This is a genomic window from uncultured Gilliamella sp. (genome assembly GCA_945271295.1).
Classification (GTDB): domain Bacteria; phylum Pseudomonadota; class Gammaproteobacteria; order Enterobacterales; family Orbaceae; genus Gilliamella.
On sequence record CALYPG010000016.1, the window covers coordinates 39182 to 58480 of the forward strand.

Consider the following 19299-nt stretch of genomic DNA (forward strand, 5'->3'; position numbering starts at 1 on the left):
TCAAGTTATTAATGATATAAGTAGTGATAATATGCAAATATCTGTCACTACACCAACCCAACCCATTGAGGCGACTTCACCTAGTGAAGCAACTGTCGCTATTGATGCCGTTCCTACAGAATCGTTACAACCCGAAGAGAGTCAAATTTTTGATGGCGAAGTTAATATTTCAATACTTGACCATTTTTCAATTAATTGGAAAGCCAGCCATATTACGGCACTTTTTACCTGTGATGAATATGGATTGCTCTATACTAGTTTGATTTTGATGATTTCAATTATAGTATCTTGCTTTGCTTATCGTTGGTTTAAGCAAGAACAATACCATCATGGTTTATTTTATATCATCTTATTATTTATGACATTAGGTGGTGTCACGCTGGTGTATGCTAGCCATTTGATGTCTTTTTTTATTGGTATAGAGCTATTATCAATTCCATTTGTCGGATTAATTGGTTATCAATATATACAAACTCACTCGCTTGAGGCCGCCATTAAATATATGGTTTTATCGGCAGTTGCCAGTGCATTTTTATTATTGGGTATTGCTTTTTATTATGCCAGCACCGGTGAGCTTACTTTTAGTGGATTGAGTTATCAATTATCGACCATGTCTTATCCAAGCACATTACTATTAATGGGCGTTTGTTTAATGCTAGTGGGAATTGGTTTTAAATTATCATTAGTTCCTTTTCAACTTTGGCTTCCCGATGTCTATCAAGGTTCGCCTACAGTGGTTGCACTGTTATTTTCGGCAATAGGGAAAGTGGCGGTATTTTGTGCTGTAGCAAGGTTATTTTTACTTGCGCCTATAGTGAATAATGAAACCATCCGCATTATTTTAGTAATTATGGCATTTTGTTCAATTTTATGGGGTAATTCATTAGCATTAATGCAAAGTAGTGTGAAAAGGTTATTAGCTTACTCATCAATTGCACATTTTGGTTATTTATTAATTGCTCTAATTGCAGTGCAGTATCAAGTGCTAGCATTAGAAACAATAGGTGTGTATTTAATTGGATATATTTTGGCCAATATCTGTATTTTAGGTGTAATTAGCCTAGAATCACATTCAGAAGAATTACAAGATCACGAAAATGAAATTGATTTGTCTGGATTATTTTGGCGTCGTCCAATTCTTGCATTAGCAATGGGCATTGGATTGTTATCGCTAGCAGGCGCACCATTAACTGTTGGATTTGTTGGTCGCTTTTTACTGGTATTATTAGGGGTAACCGCTGAGTTATGGTGGTTGATTGGTGCTGTTGTTATTGGTAGTGCATTAGGTCTTTATTTCTATACCCGTTTAATTATAAACCTTTATATCAGACCGGTTAGTCGAGATGATCAACAAGTTGAGCGATTGAATTGGCGAGTTATTGGTTTAAGTGAACTGTTTATTGTTTTATCTGCATTAATAATTATGCTTTGTGGTATTTATCCTAAATGGTTATTTAATTTAGTGAGTATGGCACAATATTTAACAACTTAATCCGGATAATTTAATTAATATTATCGACGAATTAATCCTTATTAAATTATATTTTTATACTTAAACATATAGTTATCCTGAAACATTTTGACAAGAAATAGTTAATAATAGATTTATTTATTGTGTTATAATTCCGAACTTTAAAAATGAATTTGAATTAAGAGGACAAGTATGGACTTTTTTATCTCTAAAGCTTATGCCGATGCCGGTCAAGCATCTGAAACCAATCCTTATTTCTTACCTATTATGCTAGTAGTGTTTGGGTTATTTTTCTATTTTATGATTATGCGTCCACAACAAAAACGCGCTAAAGCACATCGTGAATTGATGGCAGCGATTTCTAAAGGTGATGAAGTGTTAACTAATGGTGGACTTATTGGACGAGTTTCAAAAGTTAATGAAAATGGCTACATTGCTTTAGAGTTAAATGATACAACTGAAGTTGTGATTAAACGTGACTTTATCACCTCAGTTTTACCAAAAGGAACAATGAAATCGCTATAATAAGATGTTATCTATTATAGTTCATTGTATTAATTACCTAAACCCACAAGAGAATATGTCGTGTTAAACCGCTATCCTTTGTGGAAGTACATTATGTTGGTCGCCGTAATTTGCGTCGGCCTACTTTACGCACTTCCTAATATTTATGGTGAAGATCCCGCTATACAGATCTCCGGCGCAACTGGTGCCGAAATTACTGTAACCACGCAAGATAAAGTAAAAAAATTACTAGCTGATAATCATATTGAAATCAAGTCGTTTATTTTTGAAAATAAATCTATTTTAATTCGCGTTGGCGATAACGATACGCAACTTAAAGCCAAAGAACTAATCTCAGAACAATTAGGTGATGCATACACAGTGGCGTTAAACTTAGCCCCAGCAACCCCGAAATGGCTTACTATGCTTGGTGCAGAACCAATGAAATTGGGTTTAGATTTACGAGGTGGCGTTCACTTTTTAATGGAAGTGGATATGACCACAGCATTAAATAAACTCACAGAACAATCTATTGAAAATTTAAAAGTTGAGTTTACTAACAGTAAATTAAAATATAAGGCAATAAATAAAGACATTAATCAACAAATTATCATGCAATTTGATAACAGTGATGATCGTAATAAGGCGATTACAAAGATTAATGGTTTACAGGATTTTAAAGTTACTTCTCAAAGCGAGAATAGCATTGTACTCATTATAAGCGAGCAACGTTTACAACAAGCTAAAAGTGATGCAGTTCAACAAAATATCACGATTTTACGTAATCGTGTCAATCAGTTAGGTGTAGCTGAACCCATTGTGCAACGTCAAGGTGCCGATCGAATTGTGGTTGAGTTACCTGGTATTCAAGATACTGCTTTAGCTAAACGTATTTTAGGTGCAACTGCAACACTTGAATTTAGACAAGTAAATGAAGATAACACTCCAAATTTAGCTGCCATTATCAATGGTGAGATGCGTGTACCATATGGTTCTGAAATTAAATATATGGCAAATGGTCGTCCGGTTTTATTGTATAAACGTACGGTATTAACAGGCGATCATATAACTGACTCTTCATTTAGAGCCAATGAATATAGCCAACCAGAGGTTTCTATTACGCTTGATAGTGCTGGTGGTAAGACCATGTTTAACTTTACTCAAAAAAATCTTCATAAAGCGATGGCAACGCTATTTGTCGAATACAAAGATACAGGTAAACGTGACGAAAATGATAAACCAATACTAGAAAAACAAGAGCAAGTTATTAATGTTGCGACTATTCAAGGTATTTTTAGTGATCGTTTCCAAGTTACAGGAATTAATAATATTGATGAAGCTAAAAACTTGTCACTATTATTACGCGCAGGAGCCTTAATTGCACCAATTCAAATTATAGAAGAACGAACAGTAGGGCCTTCTATGGGGCAAGAAAATATAACCCAAGGTTTAGAGTCTTGTGTCTGGGGACTATTAATTTCTGTTATCTTTATGTTAGTTATGTACCGTTTATTTGGTGTTTTTGCTAGCCTTGCTTTAGTAGCTAACTTAATTTTAATTGTAGGTGCGATGTCTTTATTACCTGGCGCAACATTAAGTATGCCAGGTATTGCAGGTATTGTACTAACAGTAGGTATGGCGGTTGATGCTAACGTACTAATTAATGAACGAATCAAAGAGGAACTAAGTAATGGCCGCGGTGTGCAGCATGCAATCAATGAGGGTTATGCTGGCGCGTGGAGTAGTATTTTTGATGCCAATATTACGACGTTAATTACTGCTGTTATCCTTTATGCTGTTGGTACCGGCTCAATAAAAGGCTTCGCAATTACATTAGGTATTGGTATTTTAACATCGATGTTTACATCAATCGTTGGTACACGTGCCTTAGCCAATCTTATTTATGGCGGTCGTCGCGTTAATAAGTTATCAATTTAGAGGTTTATTGTGGTTATTAATAAAAAAGAAAATCATGATGTTAGAGATTTAAATCATGGTCGCAGAGTCCTCGATTTTTTAAAATTTGGTTTCATTGCGTTTGTTATTTCAATGTTATTAGTTGTGGCATCGTTTGTTGTGATTTTTATCAAAGGTTTTAATTTAGGCCAAGATTTTACAGGTGGTACAACTGTCGAATTGACAGTGACAAAATCAATTGACCTTGATGACCTTCGTAAAAGTCTACGTGAAGCAGGTTATCATGAGCCTGTTGTTCAATATTATGGTAGCAGCAAAGATGTCATTATTCGTTTAGCTACAGACAAACAAGAAGGCGGAACGGTATCATCAACAATTGATAATGCTTTAGGTACTAAAATTTCCAATTTGATACATAAAGATATTGATGCTAATGCCCAAATTAAACGCATTGAATTTGTAGGGCCAACAGTTGGGGCCGAACTTGCTCAAGACGGTATTTTGGCGATTTGTGCTGCGTTAGTATGTATCTTGATCTATATAGCCTTCCGTTTTGAATGGCGATTTGGTACTGGTGCTGTAGTTGCGTTAGCGCATGACGTAGTTATCACTGCCGGTTATTTGTCTCTGTTTGGTCGAGAGTTAGATCTTACTATTATTGCTGCAATGTTATCAATAATTGGTTACTCACTTAATGATACTATTGTGGTATTTGATCGTATTCGTGAAAACTTTAGAAAAATTCGTCGAGCTTCACCTTATGATGTAATTAATATTTCATTAACCCAAACATTACATCGAACATTAATGACCTCAGGAACAACACTTGCTGTAGTTATTATTCTTTATATTTTTGGTGGTTCTATGTTAAAAGGGTTTTCTGAGACATTAGGCGTTGGGATTTTACTTGGTACCATCTCTTCAATTTATGTAGCTGCATACATGTCACTTAAATTAGGTGTCAAGCGCGAACACTTTATGCCACCAAAAATTGAAGCAGAAGGCGCTGATCAACCTTCTATTTTGCGTTAATTTTTTATGCTCTGCCATTTTAGTTGGCAGAGTGTTATTTGATTGCATTTTAAACAAATAAAATCAAATAGATTGACACATTTCATCTTGTTGCATATTATTAGTCGCAGTTTTTGTTCCTTTCTTATTGGGGCCATAGCTCAGCTGGGAGAGCGCAACGCTGGCAGCGTTGAGGTCAGGGGTTCGATCCCCCTTGGCTCCACCAATTAACTATTTCGCAAGATTCTTTTAAACCCACTAAAGCACACCAAACCCAGTAATAACAAGCTTTAAAGGTTATTTTAGTATTCCGTAAGTATCAGTAAGATACATTTACATTCATATTTTTTAGGACTATATTAAGGACTACGCGGACATAGTCCTATAATTTCATAGTCCTAAAAGGTGAAAGTATGCCTAAAAAATAGCTCCAATGACTGATACACAAATTAAGAACGCCAAGCCACAAAGTAAGGATTATCCTATTTATGATGGAAATGGTTTGCTTTTGCTTATCAAGTCAACAGGGACAAAAATATGGCAATTTAGATATTATCGTCCTATAACGAATAATAGGAATACGGTCAGTTTTGGTAGTTATCCCGAAGTTTCACTACAGCAAGCGCGAAAACAACGCGACGAAGCACGCGAGTTAATTATGCAAGGCATAGACCCACAAGAGCATAAAGCCGAGCAGAAACAGCGAAAACAAGAAGAAATAAGTAGCACCTTTAGAAAGATTTCCACTGATTGGTTTCAGGTCAAAAGTGGTAAAGGGTTAACAGAAAGTACACTAAAAAGAACGTGGGAATCATTAGAACTACATCTATTCCCTTATATTGGTGACAAGTCTATTTTTAAATTAAAAGCCAAAGACTTTATGAAAACAATGGAGCCATTGAGGGCTAACGGCAAGTTAGAAACAATCAAAAGACTTTGTCAGCGCATTAATGAAATTATGTTCTATGCGGTTAATATTGGACCACCAATTAACTATTTCGCAAGATTCTTTTAAACCCACTAAAGCACACCAAACCCAGTAATAACAAGCTTTAAAGGTTATTTTAGTATTCCGTAAGTATCAGTAAGATACATTTACATTCATATTTTTTAGTTATATGATTAGTTATATTGATATGGTATATCTATATACCGTATACCTAAAAGATTCTAATTATGGCTAGAAAAACCACACCATATCTTGTAACCGCAATTTATTGCTAAGCTAATTTTTCTAAATCTTCACGGCACCATTTACGGCGATATTCCAGATCATTATTCATTAAATAAAAACCATTACCATGATCCGGTAAATCTAATTGACCATTTATTGCTTTTTCAATTAAATCTAACTGTGCTTTTAATTGTACTTTCACTGTTTTAGTGTTCGAATCTTTTAATAGAGAATGGGGAGGCTGAATTGCTTTTTTATCTATATGGGATATAAATTCTAAAAATGACTTTTTCATTGCATCATAACTGTCATAATCTTTTTGATAAGAAATTTCGAAATCATTATTTCCAATTACACCAAACTCCACAAATAATCTATAGCCTCTAACATATATTAGTTGATCAATGTTTGGCATATCTGACAAGTTTAAAAAACTCCATTCTAAATCTTTTAAATCTTTAAGGCATGAATTACGACAAGCTTCAAGATCAACGTTTTCTACCATGTAAAACCCTATGCCTTCGTCGGGTAAATCTAGCTGACCATCTATCGCTTTTTCAATTAAATTTAACCGAGCTTCGCATTGTGCTTTGTCTGAGGCCCTTCGAATATTTCTAAATAAAGGCGGAGTTTCTTTGATTTCTTTTTTATCGGTAAAGGCTCTAAACGCTAAAAATGATTTCTCCATAGCATTATAAGAATTATAGTCTTTGTAAAAAGATAGTTCAAAATCTTGATCGCCAATAACGCCAAAAACAACATATAATCGATTATCCTCAACAAATATTTGTTGATAGATCCAATTCATATCTGGCAAATTAATAAAACTCCATTCTTGATACATAATATAATTTTCCTGTTATCAGGCAAAATAATCGCTTTTTTACACTTACTAGATACCTTAAAAGTTGAGAGCATGCTTGTTAATGCAAAATTTGTGTTGATTGCAAAACAACCAATAAAATATAACCAGTAGAATATATGTTCTCGGATTGAAAATAATTAAATGACTTGCTATTACTTCTAAATAATGATTATAAGTCTCTTTGCTAAACTATTTGCCAACCTCTAGATTTTGCAAATGACAACCACTTATCAAATTGCCTGTTCGCTAATTCACCAAGGGTAATCATCGGTTTTTCGAAACCATGAAAATTCATAATCTTCAATATATTCAAGTTTTGATGTCAACTTACAACACCATTTATAGGGTTTAAATTTATAGGGATTAGGAATAACATATCCTTCAGAGAAAACATATTCTGGCAAAGTTTCATCAATTGGCATATATAAATATATATAGTCACCGTCTTTTAAAAAAACAGTATCGCCAAGAAAGTTGATTACTTCATCTGTCTGGGTTAAACCAACAATATCTAAGTCTATAACTCGCTCATTATCAAAATCCGCATATATCCTATCATTCAATCCTTTATATACTTCTCGGTAAACATCATTAACAGCCACTTATCGCTCCTCTACTTGCTAAATAGTTAGCTCATCAACATTTTGTTTATTGATAAAAAAATCGCTAAATTGCGTTTTTGGGATACTTGAAACGATATTTAATTGTGAAATCAGAAAATACTGTTACAACTTTAATAATTATACATTCACAATAAATATATACAAAAATAGCGTGATATATATTTTTAATAAAAATCTAAATATTTTAATTAAAATAATGAATTTTGTTATATAAGCAATAGTGTTATTATTTATATAATTTTGTATAACCATAAATCAAGTTTATAGCTAATTACTAAAAAGGGAATGAAGATGAAATTTTGTGCAGCTTGTTCAATGCCTCTTGAAAAAGAGGAATTTATAGCACTCCATAATACGGATGGCGATTTTTGCATTTATTGTGTTGATGACCAAAAACAAGTAAAGTCATGTGAGGATATTTTTAAAGGTGGTGTACAGTATTTTATTAATGAAGAAAATTTCTCTAAAGAATATGCTGAAAAAGTCGTTAGAAAAAACATGACGTTGCTCCCTTACTGGAAAAATAATCCGTCAGCTTGCTTAAAAGGTGAAATGCTTTCCGATGAGGAATTTAAAAAACTGTTTTGTGAATAATATTCATTAATGTAAATAATTGTGTCAAAACTAGTTTTGCTAATTAATTTAGACACAATTACAGGTCATTACTAGGAAATACAATATTATGAAAACACCAGAACAATGCCTTGATATGACGGAGATTCGTACTGAAATCGATAACATTGATCATAGTGTTATCCAACTATTGGCTACTTGATTTACCTATGTGAAAGCTGCAAGTAAATTCAAAAAAAATACTACCGAAGTTCAAGCAAAAGAGCGCTTTAATAGCATGCTAGAACAGCGCAAACAGTGGGCTATAGAGTTAGGATTAAATGGTGATATTATTAAAGACCTTTATGCCGATTTGGTTAGATATTTTATTAATGAAGAATTAAAATATTTTAATGATAAAGAACAATAAATAGAGTTTGAACATGGAATATATTAATAAACAGCAATTATTAAATGAAATTAATAAAACAGCACAATTATTTATCGATGAATTTAGTTCGATCCCTGAGTCGCAAAAAGATGTTTTAGTTGACGGCGTCGATCGAACACCTTCACAAATGCTTGCTTATCAACTCGGCTGGTTAAATTTAGTTAAATCTTGGGATGATCAGGAGCTTGCTGGCAATTCTCCGGTATTACCAGCTCCCGGTTATAAATGGAATCGCTTAGGTGATCTCTATCAAGAATTTTATAAAACCTATCAAGGGTTCTCCTTACAAGAATTAATCCTGTCATTTAAACAACAAATTAACATATGGAATGATTGGATTGAATCTTTAAGTGAAGCAACGCTCTTTATCAAAGATGAACGCAATTGGACTAAACCCTATCCTGAAGCATGGACTGTTGCAAAGTTTATTCATATTAATTCAGTCGCACCGTTTAAATCATTTAGAACCAAAATTAGGAAATGGAAAAAATTAAATACCGCAATTTGAGATAATGTTAGACAGTTTAATTCAACATTGTTGAAGAGGGAAATTATGGCTTTTTCAAAACAGGAATATAATCAACTGGTGGCATTAAAGTTTGTTGGAGCCAAAATAATCGAGCGCCTTGAACAAATGGAACTCGATTCCTTTGCTAAATTACGCAACTCTTCATTAGAAGAAATTCTTAACAAAGGCGCATTACTAACAGGATCTAGTTGTTGGAAAAACAGTCATCAGGCGAAAACAGCAATATTGAATATATTAACTTTAGTTAAACAGTCGTAATCTTAGGTTTTATAGTATTATTTAAGTTAGTCAGTAAAATTTCACTTTTTACTACTTTTTAAGCAAAACGTTTTTTACAACACATACTCCATTTGAATATCACAACGTTGATAAGGTGATGGTAAGCCAATAATTTCTTTAAATCCTAATTTTCGATAGAGGCCTATTGCTGGTTTTAATTTGGTATTGCTTTCTAAATAAATTTTTTTAGCTCCAAGTTTTTTGGCCTGGTTTAATGCGGCTTGTCCTAAAAGAAAGCCAATTTGTTTACCTTGGGCTTTAGGTGATACCGCCATTTTAGCTAGCTCATAATCGTAATTATCATTGTGCATTTTGATTAAAGCGCAGCTACCAACAGGTATATTTTCTAATAAAGCAATAAAGATATAACCACCATTATCCAAAATATATTCTTGTGGATTATCTAGTGCTTTATAGTCTGATTCTTCCATTTCAAAATAGTTTTTTATCCATTCTTCATTTAATGCTCTAAACTGCGCTTGATAGCATGCTTGAAAAGGAACAATTTTGATCATGTTATCACCTCTAATTTGATTTTATCCGTCAAATTGCAAATTTATGGTTAATAGGTATAAATTTTTTATGAATTAATATAATCTGTTCTAAGATAAAAAGAAATATTAAATTTATCTTAAAAGATTTTGTTCAATTTTATTTCTTAAATTCTAATATCAAAAGCGAATCTTGATAAAAAAAATCATGGTGATAATAAAAAATTAAAACATTTATGATGATTAATCTGTCACTGCTCAAAGTTGAGATAGCATCATGGAATATAAACAACTTATTGGTAAAGAAGGATACCAGATTATTTGCCTAAAAAGAGTAGGGTTTTAAGAAAAAAGTCATTGCTTAAATATTTAAAAGGTATGAATTAACCAATTATCGGGAACTGAAATGTAACAAAAACCATCGAGCTTGGATTCATACTTAGATGTTGAATTCAGCATTGATTTTATACTTAAACGTATGCTTAACCTGAAACATCTTTACATAAATTAACGTTCAGTTGAGCTAAGCTATTGGGGTTTTAATAAACCAACGTTACCACAGGTGTATCATCCCCGCTAATTGTCAAACTAAGCAATTTGTTTTTGCTCATTCGATTGAAGTTTGGCAAAATAGATAAATTATTGGGTGTTGGTACTATCGTTTTCAATAATTATTGATAAAATCTGAATAATAAAACAAACATTTCATTATTGATCAAAACAGGAATTAAATTTAGGGTGATTAGTCAAATTAAACAAATAATGCAAGCATTGCTCATATTGAGTAGTATGAGTGGATTAGTCATTTTTTCTGTGCCAGTTTATGCTGATCAAGAACCACCCATTTCATCTGAATTAGAACCAGTAATAGATACAACGGAACCAACTTTATCATCTGCAAACACGGGTTTACACCAAACAACAGAGAAAATTTATCATCAAAAAGTTTTTTCACTACTAGGTAAACCTAAATATGCTGATAATTTTGAGCACCTAGAGTATGCTAACCCCAATGCACCCAAAGGTGGAATCATTAAACTAGCTGAAATAGGTAATTTTGATAATTTTAATCGATTTGCTAGTCGAGGTGTTCCTGAACGAAATTCGGCCTCTTTGTACGATAGTCTTTTTACCAATACTGCCGACGATATTACTAGCTTTTATCCACTTATAGCCACATCGATAACATATTCAGATAGTTATCGATGGGCGGAAGTTACTATTAACCCCGATGCGCGTTTTCAAGATGGTAAACCAATTACTGCTGAAGATGTGGCTTTTACTTTTCATAAATTTATGACTGAGGGGGTTTCACAGTATCGTGTTTATAATCAGGGTATTACAGTTAAAGCGATTGATACTTATCGGGTTCGTATTGATTTGCCGATAACAGACCGAGAAAAATTACTCTCCTTTGTTGGTAATCTGTGGGTTATTCCCAAACATTTTTGGCAAAATCATGATTTTTCGGAACCAATTAGCACTCCACCAATTGGTAGTGGTCCTTACTATATTAGTGATTATAAAATGGGGCAATACGTAGTTTATAAACGTAATCCTAATTACTGGGCTACTGATTTACCGATTAATAAAGGCTTAAATAATTTTGATGAAAAACGTATTGAGTACTATATGGATAATAGTATTGCTTTGGAAGCGTTTAAAGTAGGTGAATATGATTTCCGTGGTGAAAGTCAACCTAAAAATTGGTTTACTCAATATCAAGGTAAATATTTTGATGCCAACGAGATTATAAAACAAGAAAAACCCGTTGAAACAGCTATAGATAGTCGGTGGTTAGCTTTCAATTTGCAAAAAGATCTATTTAAAGATATCAAAATTCGCGAAGCAATAACTTTAGCTTTTGATTTTGAATGGCTAAACCGGGCTTTTTATTATGAAAGCTATAAAAGGCCTTACAGCTTTTTTGAAAATACTATATATGCCGCAATCGGTAAACCAACTGAACAAGAACTCAAATGGTTAATGCCTTATAAGCATATTATTCCTGAGCGCGTGTTTGGTAATGCTTATTATGTACCCAAAAGTGATGGCAAGGGGTTTAACCGCGACAATTTACTGAAAGCCAGTGAACTATTAAAACAAGCTGGGTGGATTATTAAAGGGGGGAAACTTATCGATGCTAAAACACAGCAGCCTTTTGAGTTTGAATTAATTGCTGATCTTGGTGATGACATTAAATATGCTATTCCTTTTCAGCAAAATTTGGCTCGTTTAGGGATCACCATGAAAATTACAACCTTGGATCATGCGCAATTTATTCGTCGCTTGCGTGAACGAGATTATGATATGGCGCCACGTAATTATTATGCGGTGAATTACCCAACTTCAAACTTAATGATCAGTTGGGGTAGCCAATACCTTAATTCATCTTGGAATGGTTCAGGTTTACACAATGAAGCTATTGATAACATCATTACAGAAATTATTAAGAATTTGGATAACCAAGAAGAATTAATTCCGCTTGGGCGGGCATTAGATAGAATATTAACTCAAGAATATCCAATGATCCCGATGTGGTATAACAGTAAAACTTATTACGCATTTTGGAACAAATTTGGTCAACCTACTATAAAACCGACTTATGGTATTGGCATCGATAGTTGGTGGTATGATTTTGATAAAGCAGCCAACCTGTCAAAGAATCGGGAACATTAATATGCTAAATTATCTTATTCGTCGCTTATTATTGATTATTCCTACTTTATTTGTGATTTTAACGATCAACTTTTTTATTGTGCAAGTAGCACCTGGCGGACCGGTTGACCAAGCATTATCCATGATTGAGAACGGCCCGCAAACTGGTCAGGGATTATTACTCGGAGGGGATAGTTCAGCGGTACCATTACAGCAACCTAAAAACGAATCTAATTATCGTGGTTCTCGCGGTCTTGATCCGCAAATTGTGGCAATGATAGAAAAACAATATGGTTTTGATAAACCAATTATTGAACGTTATATTGAAACACTTAAAAAGTATGTGCTTTTTGATTTTGGAAATAGCTTTTTTAAAAATGAATCGGTACTTGGGTTAATTGCTAAAAGCTTACCCGTTTCAATTTCATTAGGACTTTGGAGTACTATCATTGTTTATTTAATTTCAATTCCTTTAGGTATTCGTAAAGCGATAAAAGACGGTTCAGCTTTTGATTTTTGGTCAAGTACTTTAATCATTATTGGTTATGCTGTACCGCCTTTCTTACTAGCTGTTTTGTTAATCGTATTATTTGCTGGAGGTAGCTATTGGGATGTATTTCCATTACGTGGACTGATTTCCAGCCATTTTGAACATCTTGATTTTTGGGGGAAGGTAAAAGATTATGCCTGGCATATCTGTTTGCCTACTATAGCTATGGTTATTGGTGGTTTTGCATCACTAACAATGTTGACTAAAAACTCATTTTTAGATGAAATTCGCAAACAATATGTTATTACTGCACGCGCCAAAGGATTAAGTGAACGGAAAATTTTGTATAAACATGTGTTTCGTAATGCCACATTATTGATTGTGTCTGGCTTCCCTGCAGCATTTGTTGGAATTTTATTTACAGGTTCATTATTGATTGAAATTATTTTTTCACTCAATGGACTCGGGTTATTAGGCTATGAAGCTATTATTCAACGTGATTATCCGGTAATTTTTGGTTCACTGTATATTTTTACCTTAATTGGTCTTATCACTAAGTTATTATCAGATTTATCTTATATGTTGATAGATCCACGAATTGACTTTGAGGCTCGCAATTGATGACCACAAACTATTCTATTAACCAGCAACGTTGGCAACGATTTAAATATAATCGCCGTGGTTATTATTCTTTATGGCTATTTTCTATTTTATTTGTAATTAGTTTGTTATCCGATTTTATTGTTAACGATAGACCGATATTTATTAAATATCAGAATAATTATTATTCGCCTATTTTTCATTTTTATCCTGAGACAGAATTTGGAGGGCAACTTGAAACCCAAACCAATTTTTTAGATCCGGCAATCCAAAGTAAAATAGAAGCGAATGGTTGGATTTTATGGGCACCATTTCGCTATAGTTATAATACGTTAATTACTGATGCTTCAAGTACTTTTCCAACCCCTCCATCTACAACTCACTGGCTAGGGACCACCGATGCTGGTTTTGATGTGTTAGCTAATATTTTGTATGGTTTTCGTATTTCAATGTTTTTTGCTATTTTCCTAACATTCATAACCTCTATTATTGGAGTGATAATTGGAGCTATTCAAGGTTATTATGGTGGTAAAGTTGATTTAATTGGTCAGAGACTGATTGAAATCTGGAGTGGCTTACCTGAATTATTTGTGATTATTTTACTGGCTAGTATTTTACCGCTTAATTTTTGGTGGCTACTTGGTATCACCGTTCTTTTTGGTTGGATGGCCTTAGTGGGTATTGTGCGTGCTGAATTCTTACGCACCCGTAACTTTGATTATGTTCGTGCTGCAAAAGCTATGGGAGTGAGTGATAGTAAAATTATGTTCCGTCATATGTTACCTAATGCAATGGTGGCAACACTAACTTTTTTACCATTTATTTTATGTGGTTCAATTACCGCTTTGACTTCTTTAGACTTTTTAGGTTATGGTCTACCAATTGATTCACCTTCGCTTGGTCGTTTATTACTCCAAGGCAAAAATAATTTGCAAGCCCCATGGCTTGGCATTAGTTCTTTTTTAATTATAGCCACATTGCTATCACTTCTTATTTTTATTGGTGAAGCAGTAAGAGATGCTTTTGATCCAAACAAAGGAGTATATCAATGAGTTCTCCTTTATTGTCTGTTCAGAATTTGAGTATTGCGTTTAGCAAAAATGCAAAAGAACAATCACAAGTTGTGACTAATGTTAGTTTTGATTTATATGAGCAAGAAACACTTGCATTGGTTGGTGAATCTGGTTCAGGTAAAAGTGTCACTGCACTTTCAATATTGCGCTTATTGCCTAAAGGAAGAGTTATTTATCCAACCGGTGATATTTTGTTTGAAGGAAAATCGCTACTTAATGCACCAGAGGAAGAACTACGTAAAGTACGTGGTAACCATATAAGTATGATCTTTCAAGAACCTATGGTATCACTTAATCCCTTACATACAGTTGAAAAACAGCTTTATGAAGTTTTGTCATTACATCGTGGTATGCGGCGTAATGCTGCACGAGGCGAGATTTTACTGTATCTAGATCGTGTTGGGATTAAACAGCCTAAAAATAAATTATCTGCTTATCCACATCAATTATCTGGTGGTGAAAGGCAGCGAGTGATGATTGCAATGGCAATTTTAACTCATCCAAAATTATTGATTGCTGATGAACCCACTACCGCACTAGATGTTTCGGTACAAGCACAAATTATCCAGTTGCTTAAGGAATTAAAAAATGAACTCAACATGAGTATGTTGTTTATTTCGCATAATTTAGGCATTGTTAAAAAGTTAGCTGATAAAGTGGCAGTAATGCAACAAGGGCAAATTGTTGAGTATAATAATCGGCAACGCATATTTTTGCGTCCTAAACATGATTATACTAAAACACTATTAAATTCTGAACCAACCGGTGATCCCGTGCCATTACCTGATACCCCAGGAATACTGCTGAATGTTAATCATCTTAATGTAGAAGTAATTAGCAAAAAACGTTTATTTAGCAGTGAAAAGAAAAAAATTGTTGATAATATTGGTTTTGCTATACATCAAGGCGAAACAGTGGGTATTGTTGGTGAATCTGGATCGGGGAAAAGTACTACAGCATTAGCAATCTTACGTTTGATTAAATCCCGAGGAGATATTTTATTTGATAGCCATCCAATACAAAATCTAAAAGGAAAAAAACTATTACCATTTCGTAGACGTATGCAAGTTGTGTTTCAAGATCCTTTTTCTTCACTTAACCCTCGTTTTAATGTTGAACAAATAATTAGTGAAGGATTAGTTACCCATAAAAAACTCAGTAAAGCCGAACGCGAAAAAGCTGTTGTTGATATTATGCAAGAAGTTGGTCTAGATCCTGATATGCGATTTCGTTACCCTACTGAATTTTCAGGAGGGCAACGTCAACGAATAGCGATCGCCAGAGCACTTATTTTACAACCGGAATTACTCATTTTAGATGAACCAACATCATCGTTAGATCACACTATTCAACGACAAATAATTAACTTGTTAAAATCATTGCAGAAGAAGTACCAATTTAGTTATCTGTTTATTAGCCATGATTTGTCAGTAATTTATTCCATGTGTCATCAAGTTGTTGTTATGAAAGATGGCAAAATTATTGAACAGGGTTCGCGTAAAAAGATCTTTTATTCACCTGAAAATGAGTATACCAAGACTTTGCTGTCATTTTTAGATAAACCACGCCGATCTAAAGTTACAACTGAATCGCTGATATATCAGGATAAAATTGATTTAAAAGAGGATCAAAAACAGACAAGAAATATCAATTGGGAGGATGCCTTATTAATGCGCAAGGAATAAATACAATAGTAATTTAAGTAACTATTAATACAGCATAGTAAATGAGTTATTTTTATGAGTAAATATATTAATCTACTGAGTAGGTCAATTATGCAAAAACGAATATTTCCCTTTTTAATATTGATTTGTCTATCCTTGTTTTCAATTAAGGTAATGGCGTTAACCTGTGGTGATGATATAAGCCAAAATATCGTCTCAGCGAATAATTATATTTTTCAAATAGTTGATTATATCGACTCACCCGCTAAAGGAATTAAACAAGAGGTTAGAACTACAACGACAACCTTAGCGAATAATGTGCCAAATTCAACAGTTATACAAAAGCTTGAATATGATCGCTATGGGCAGATTATCAAAAGTAAATATGATATTTATTCAGAAGAAAATAAGAAGCTTTATTCTGAAAATCTGCGAAAAAATAATTTAGGTTGGGAAAATTTCATTGAAGATGTCGAAGATAAAACCACTAGTCTTATCCAATTTAAGACAGATACTCAAGGCAAGATTATTGAGTCACAACAAGCAAAAAGGTCTGTAGATTTCGTTTTTGTTGAAACAGATACATATAATTATAATGATAATAATTGCCTTATTAACAAAAATGTTCAATGGCAACTTAAAGAAATTGATACACATGGCAAATTTACTGGAACAAATCAAAAGGGATCATCAACTTATAATTTTGAATACCAGAATAACCAATTAGGTCGCGTATTGTATAATTTTAGTAATAATACAAAAAATGAAAGTACCTTTTTATATCACTATGATGAAAATAAACAATTAACGGCGATACATTCTGTAAATCTCTTTGGTAATAATGACAAGACAGAATATATTACGCAATTTTTAACTTTTAATGATAAACATGATTGGCTTACAGCTAGTAAAGTCAGGGCGAATCAAGAAAATAAACACATTAATATTGTTAGAGAACTGACCTATTATTAATTGATTAAACTAGTTGTATTATTCTTATAACACTATTGTAGGTGTTTATATCTCAACTAAGCCTATTAGGCTCGAATAAATAAAATGTAAATTGCATGCGTTGTCCAGGCGAGTGCTAATGTATAAATAAGTAACTTTTCGCGTTTTGGATAAATTTTAAATTCATGCAATATGGTTAATATTCTTGGTAATCCAAACCAAATTGGCAATGTAATCATTAGTAATAAAAACACTTTACCCAGTTCAGTGTTAACTAATTTAAGAATATAAGAACGGGTTGGAGCATTTCCATATGGGATAATAAACGCCATGATAGCAATTACAATTGGTGAAAAAATTGCTGCCCAGGTCCCACCAAGTATGAATAATCCCTTAGCAACTTTACTATTTGATTGTTTATTTTCTGATTGTTGATTTTTCATTATTTAAATACCACTTATTTCAATACCAATAGAAGTAAAAAAATTGATATTGCTATTGTCACGATCCACAAACCAGCAGACATTAACCATGCCCGTGATTTTTGATTACCCTGATTTAAAGGTAATATTTTAGTAGTAGAATTGAACCATAGTATAGAGTGTAATAGAGCAACAAATAGTACTAAACTATTTATAGCAACAACTATTGGATGACGCAAAAAAAAGATAAATCGATAAAACTCATCTTGGCCAACGGCATTAGTATACATACAAATTACTCCATACATTAATATCAAACTCACCCAAAGCATTGAAAAAGGTATTAATTTATGGATGATTGAAAATAGTAATGTACGCTTTGATTTTGGTTGAATATGGCTAATATCATTACCATTATCTTGATAATGATTGGCTGGATTTTTATCGTTATTTTCTCGATTCATAACTCTCTCAATGTCGCATAATAACTATGTATAATTAAGTCTACTTTTAATGATTTGATTTAAATCCACAATTATAGTGGCAAACCTGCTTGATGTCGCTAAATTAAAGAGAGTAATAATATCGGGTTTTAACAGCATAAGGCTTCGCATAATGTGCGTAGCTGAAAAAGAACATGCTAACTAATATAGAAATATTAAGATAATTACGGGATTTGGATTTTTTAAAATGGAAAGAGTATTACAAAATATGAACTAAATAATAGTTAGTCGAAATTATGGTTGTATGGTTAGATTCTTTTATTACAACCAATCTAGCAAAGCAAATATAATTATACTGTATGCGGAAAATGTATCAACTTGAACATAGTTAACTTAGTATAAATAAAGCCTTTTGATCTATAAAAATGAATAACACTATAATTATCATATTTCACTTCAATAACGTCATGTCAAAATTAAAATCATGCTTTTTATTTGAGAATTACTGCATTAAAATAATATAAAAATTTTAATTTACTTTAATCTAACATGTACATACCTTGGCAAGATCTAGACCCTGAAACACTAAATAATTTAATAGAATATTTTGTGCTACGCGAAGGCACGGATTATGGATTACAAGAAAAATCATTACAAGAGAAAGTTAATGATGTCAAAGCTCAATTAATTAATGGCTCGGTAGCCATTTTTTGGTCTGAACTACATGACACTATTGATATTAAACCAATTAATTGATGATTAAAATCATCGACCTTGAGTGTATAATTTATTGTATAACTTTGTTATAGTGTATAAGTTATAAGTTATAAGTTATAAATTAATGGAGAGAAAAGGAATGATGATTGGTAAACAGCAATCAGATACGACATTAGAGTGGTTTTTATCTCATTGCCATATTCATAAATATCCAGCTAAAAGTACCCTTATTCATCAAGGTGAAAAAGCCGAAACTCTCTATTATATAGTTAAAGGTTCTGTTGCAGTATTAATTAAGGATGATGAAGGCAATGAGATGATTTTATCTTATTTGAACCAAGGTCAATTTCTTGGTGAACTAGGTCTTTTTGAAGAAGGAACAGAGCGAAGTGCTTGGGTTAAAGCAAAAACAAG

At 32.9% G+C, this 19299-nt stretch carries 20 protein-coding genes, 1 tRNA gene and 1 pseudogene; 17 read left to right on the plus strand and 5 right to left on the minus strand.

Translation table 11 applies throughout. The features are described 5' to 3' along the window. Positions 1-31: 31 nt before the first annotated feature. From Q0K76_RS08845 to Q0K76_RS08870, 6 genes are all read left to right on the plus strand, one after another. Positions 32-1492 carry an NADH-quinone oxidoreductase subunit N gene (locus Q0K76_RS08845; RefSeq protein ID WP_294614509.1) on the plus strand — a complete coding sequence of 487 codons (1461 nt, stop codon included), beginning with the start codon at positions 32-34 and terminating at the stop codon, positions 1490-1492. Positions 1493-1663: 171 nt separating this feature from the next. Beyond that, on the plus strand, positions 1664-1996 hold the full coding sequence (yajC, locus tag Q0K76_RS08850; RefSeq protein ID WP_294614512.1) for a preprotein translocase subunit YajC: 333 nt from the start codon (positions 1664-1666) through the stop codon (positions 1994-1996). 60 nt (positions 1997-2056) lie between these two features. Beyond that, positions 2057-3913: a protein translocase subunit SecD gene (gene secD / locus Q0K76_RS08855; RefSeq protein WP_294614515.1), complete on the plus strand. Its 1857-nt coding sequence runs from the start codon at positions 2057-2059 to the stop codon at positions 3911-3913. Positions 3914-3928: 15 nt separating this feature from the next. Continuing rightward, complete coding sequence (gene secF, locus Q0K76_RS08860; protein ID WP_363322451.1) at positions 3929-4924, plus strand: protein translocase subunit SecF; 996 nt, start codon at positions 3929-3931, stop codon at positions 4922-4924. 129 nt (positions 4925-5053) lie between these two features. After that, a tRNA-Ala gene (locus Q0K76_RS08865) sits at positions 5054-5129 on the plus strand. Between the two features lie 207 nt (positions 5130-5336). Further along, positions 5337-5918 (plus strand): integrase arm-type DNA-binding domain-containing protein, encoded by a 582-nt coding sequence (locus Q0K76_RS08870; RefSeq protein WP_294614521.1) that lies wholly within the window; start codon positions 5337-5339, stop codon positions 5916-5918. A gap of 205 nt (positions 5919-6123) precedes the next feature. Here Q0K76_RS08870 and Q0K76_RS08875 read toward each other — a convergent pair whose 3' ends face one another. Beyond that, the gene (locus tag Q0K76_RS08875; RefSeq protein WP_294614524.1) at positions 6124-6921 is read right to left on the minus strand and encodes a hypothetical protein; all 798 of its coding nucleotides are present in this window, start codon (positions 6919-6921) and stop codon (positions 6124-6126) included. A 272-nt stretch (positions 6922-7193) separates the two neighbouring features. Next, positions 7194-7544, minus strand: a complete 351-nt coding sequence (locus Q0K76_RS08880; protein WP_294614525.1) for a hypothetical protein — start codon at positions 7542-7544, stop codon at positions 7194-7196. Between the two features lie 312 nt (positions 7545-7856). On the opposite strand from Q0K76_RS08880, the gene Q0K76_RS08885 reads away from it, so the two are divergent. From Q0K76_RS08885 to Q0K76_RS08900, 4 genes are all read left to right on the plus strand, one after another. After that, positions 7857-8159, plus strand: a complete 303-nt coding sequence (locus Q0K76_RS08885; protein WP_294614527.1) for a zinc ribbon domain-containing protein — start codon at positions 7857-7859, stop codon at positions 8157-8159. Positions 8160-8349: 190 nt separating this feature from the next. Continuing rightward, the gene (locus tag Q0K76_RS08890) at positions 8350-8547 is read left to right on the plus strand and encodes a hypothetical protein (RefSeq protein WP_294614530.1); all 198 of its coding nucleotides are present in this window, start codon (positions 8350-8352) and stop codon (positions 8545-8547) included. Positions 8548-8560: 13 nt separating this feature from the next. Further along, positions 8561-9076: a ClbS/DfsB family four-helix bundle protein gene (locus Q0K76_RS08895; RefSeq protein WP_294614533.1), complete on the plus strand. Its 516-nt coding sequence runs from the start codon at positions 8561-8563 to the stop codon at positions 9074-9076. A gap of 45 nt (positions 9077-9121) precedes the next feature. Beyond that, entirely contained in the window at positions 9122-9355 is a 234-nt protein-coding gene (locus Q0K76_RS08900) for a hypothetical protein (RefSeq protein WP_294614535.1), read from the plus strand. Positions 9356-9429: 74 nt separating this feature from the next. Here Q0K76_RS08900 and Q0K76_RS08905 read toward each other — a convergent pair. Continuing rightward, positions 9430-9888 (minus strand): annotated as a pseudogene (locus Q0K76_RS08905) (GNAT family N-acetyltransferase); the annotation flags it as partial. Between the two features lie 768 nt (positions 9889-10656). On the opposite strand from Q0K76_RS08905, the gene Q0K76_RS08910 reads away from it, so the two are divergent. The 5 genes from Q0K76_RS08910 to Q0K76_RS08930 all read left to right on the plus strand — a co-directional run bounded on the left by Q0K76_RS08910 (position 10657) and on the right by Q0K76_RS08930 (position 17324). Beyond that, positions 10657-12546, plus strand: a complete 1890-nt coding sequence (locus Q0K76_RS08910; RefSeq protein WP_294614541.1) for an extracellular solute-binding protein — start codon at positions 10657-10659, stop codon at positions 12544-12546. Position 12547: 1 nt separating this feature from the next. After that, entirely contained in the window at positions 12548-13636 is a 1089-nt protein-coding gene (locus tag Q0K76_RS08915) for a microcin C ABC transporter permease YejB (RefSeq protein ID WP_294614543.1), read from the plus strand. Then, positions 13636-14667 (plus strand): microcin C ABC transporter permease, encoded by a 1032-nt coding sequence (locus tag Q0K76_RS08920; RefSeq protein ID WP_294614546.1) that lies wholly within the window; start codon positions 13636-13638, stop codon positions 14665-14667. Before Q0K76_RS08915 ends, Q0K76_RS08920 begins: the two co-directional genes overlap by 1 nt. Next, positions 14664-16373: a microcin C ABC transporter ATP-binding protein YejF gene (yejF, locus tag Q0K76_RS08925; RefSeq protein WP_294614549.1), complete on the plus strand. Its 1710-nt coding sequence runs from the start codon at positions 14664-14666 to the stop codon at positions 16371-16373. The genes Q0K76_RS08920 and yejF overlap by 4 nt, the downstream gene beginning before the upstream one ends. 90 nt (positions 16374-16463) lie before the next feature. Beyond that, positions 16464-17324, plus strand: coding sequence for a hypothetical protein (locus Q0K76_RS08930; protein WP_294614551.1), 861 nt, complete (start codon positions 16464-16466; stop codon positions 17322-17324). A gap of 65 nt (positions 17325-17389) precedes the next feature. Here Q0K76_RS08930 and frdD read toward each other — a convergent pair whose 3' ends face one another. Continuing rightward, positions 17390-17746 (minus strand): fumarate reductase subunit FrdD, encoded by a 357-nt coding sequence (frdD, locus tag Q0K76_RS08935; protein ID WP_294614554.1) that lies wholly within the window; start codon positions 17744-17746, stop codon positions 17390-17392. A 14-nt stretch (positions 17747-17760) separates the two neighbouring features. After that, complete coding sequence (locus Q0K76_RS08940) at positions 17761-18189, minus strand: hypothetical protein (protein WP_294614557.1); 429 nt, start codon at positions 18187-18189, stop codon at positions 17761-17763. Between the two features lie 528 nt (positions 18190-18717). On the opposite strand from Q0K76_RS08940, the gene Q0K76_RS08945 reads away from it, so the two are divergent. Beyond that, positions 18718-18924, plus strand: a complete 207-nt coding sequence (locus Q0K76_RS08945) for a YheU family protein (protein ID WP_294614560.1) — start codon at positions 18718-18720, stop codon at positions 18922-18924. 100 nt (positions 18925-19024) lie between these two features. Beyond that, positions 19025-19299, plus strand: a 275-nt coding sequence (locus tag Q0K76_RS08950) for a cyclic nucleotide-binding domain-containing protein (RefSeq protein WP_294614563.1), incomplete at its 3' end; no start/stop codon positions are given.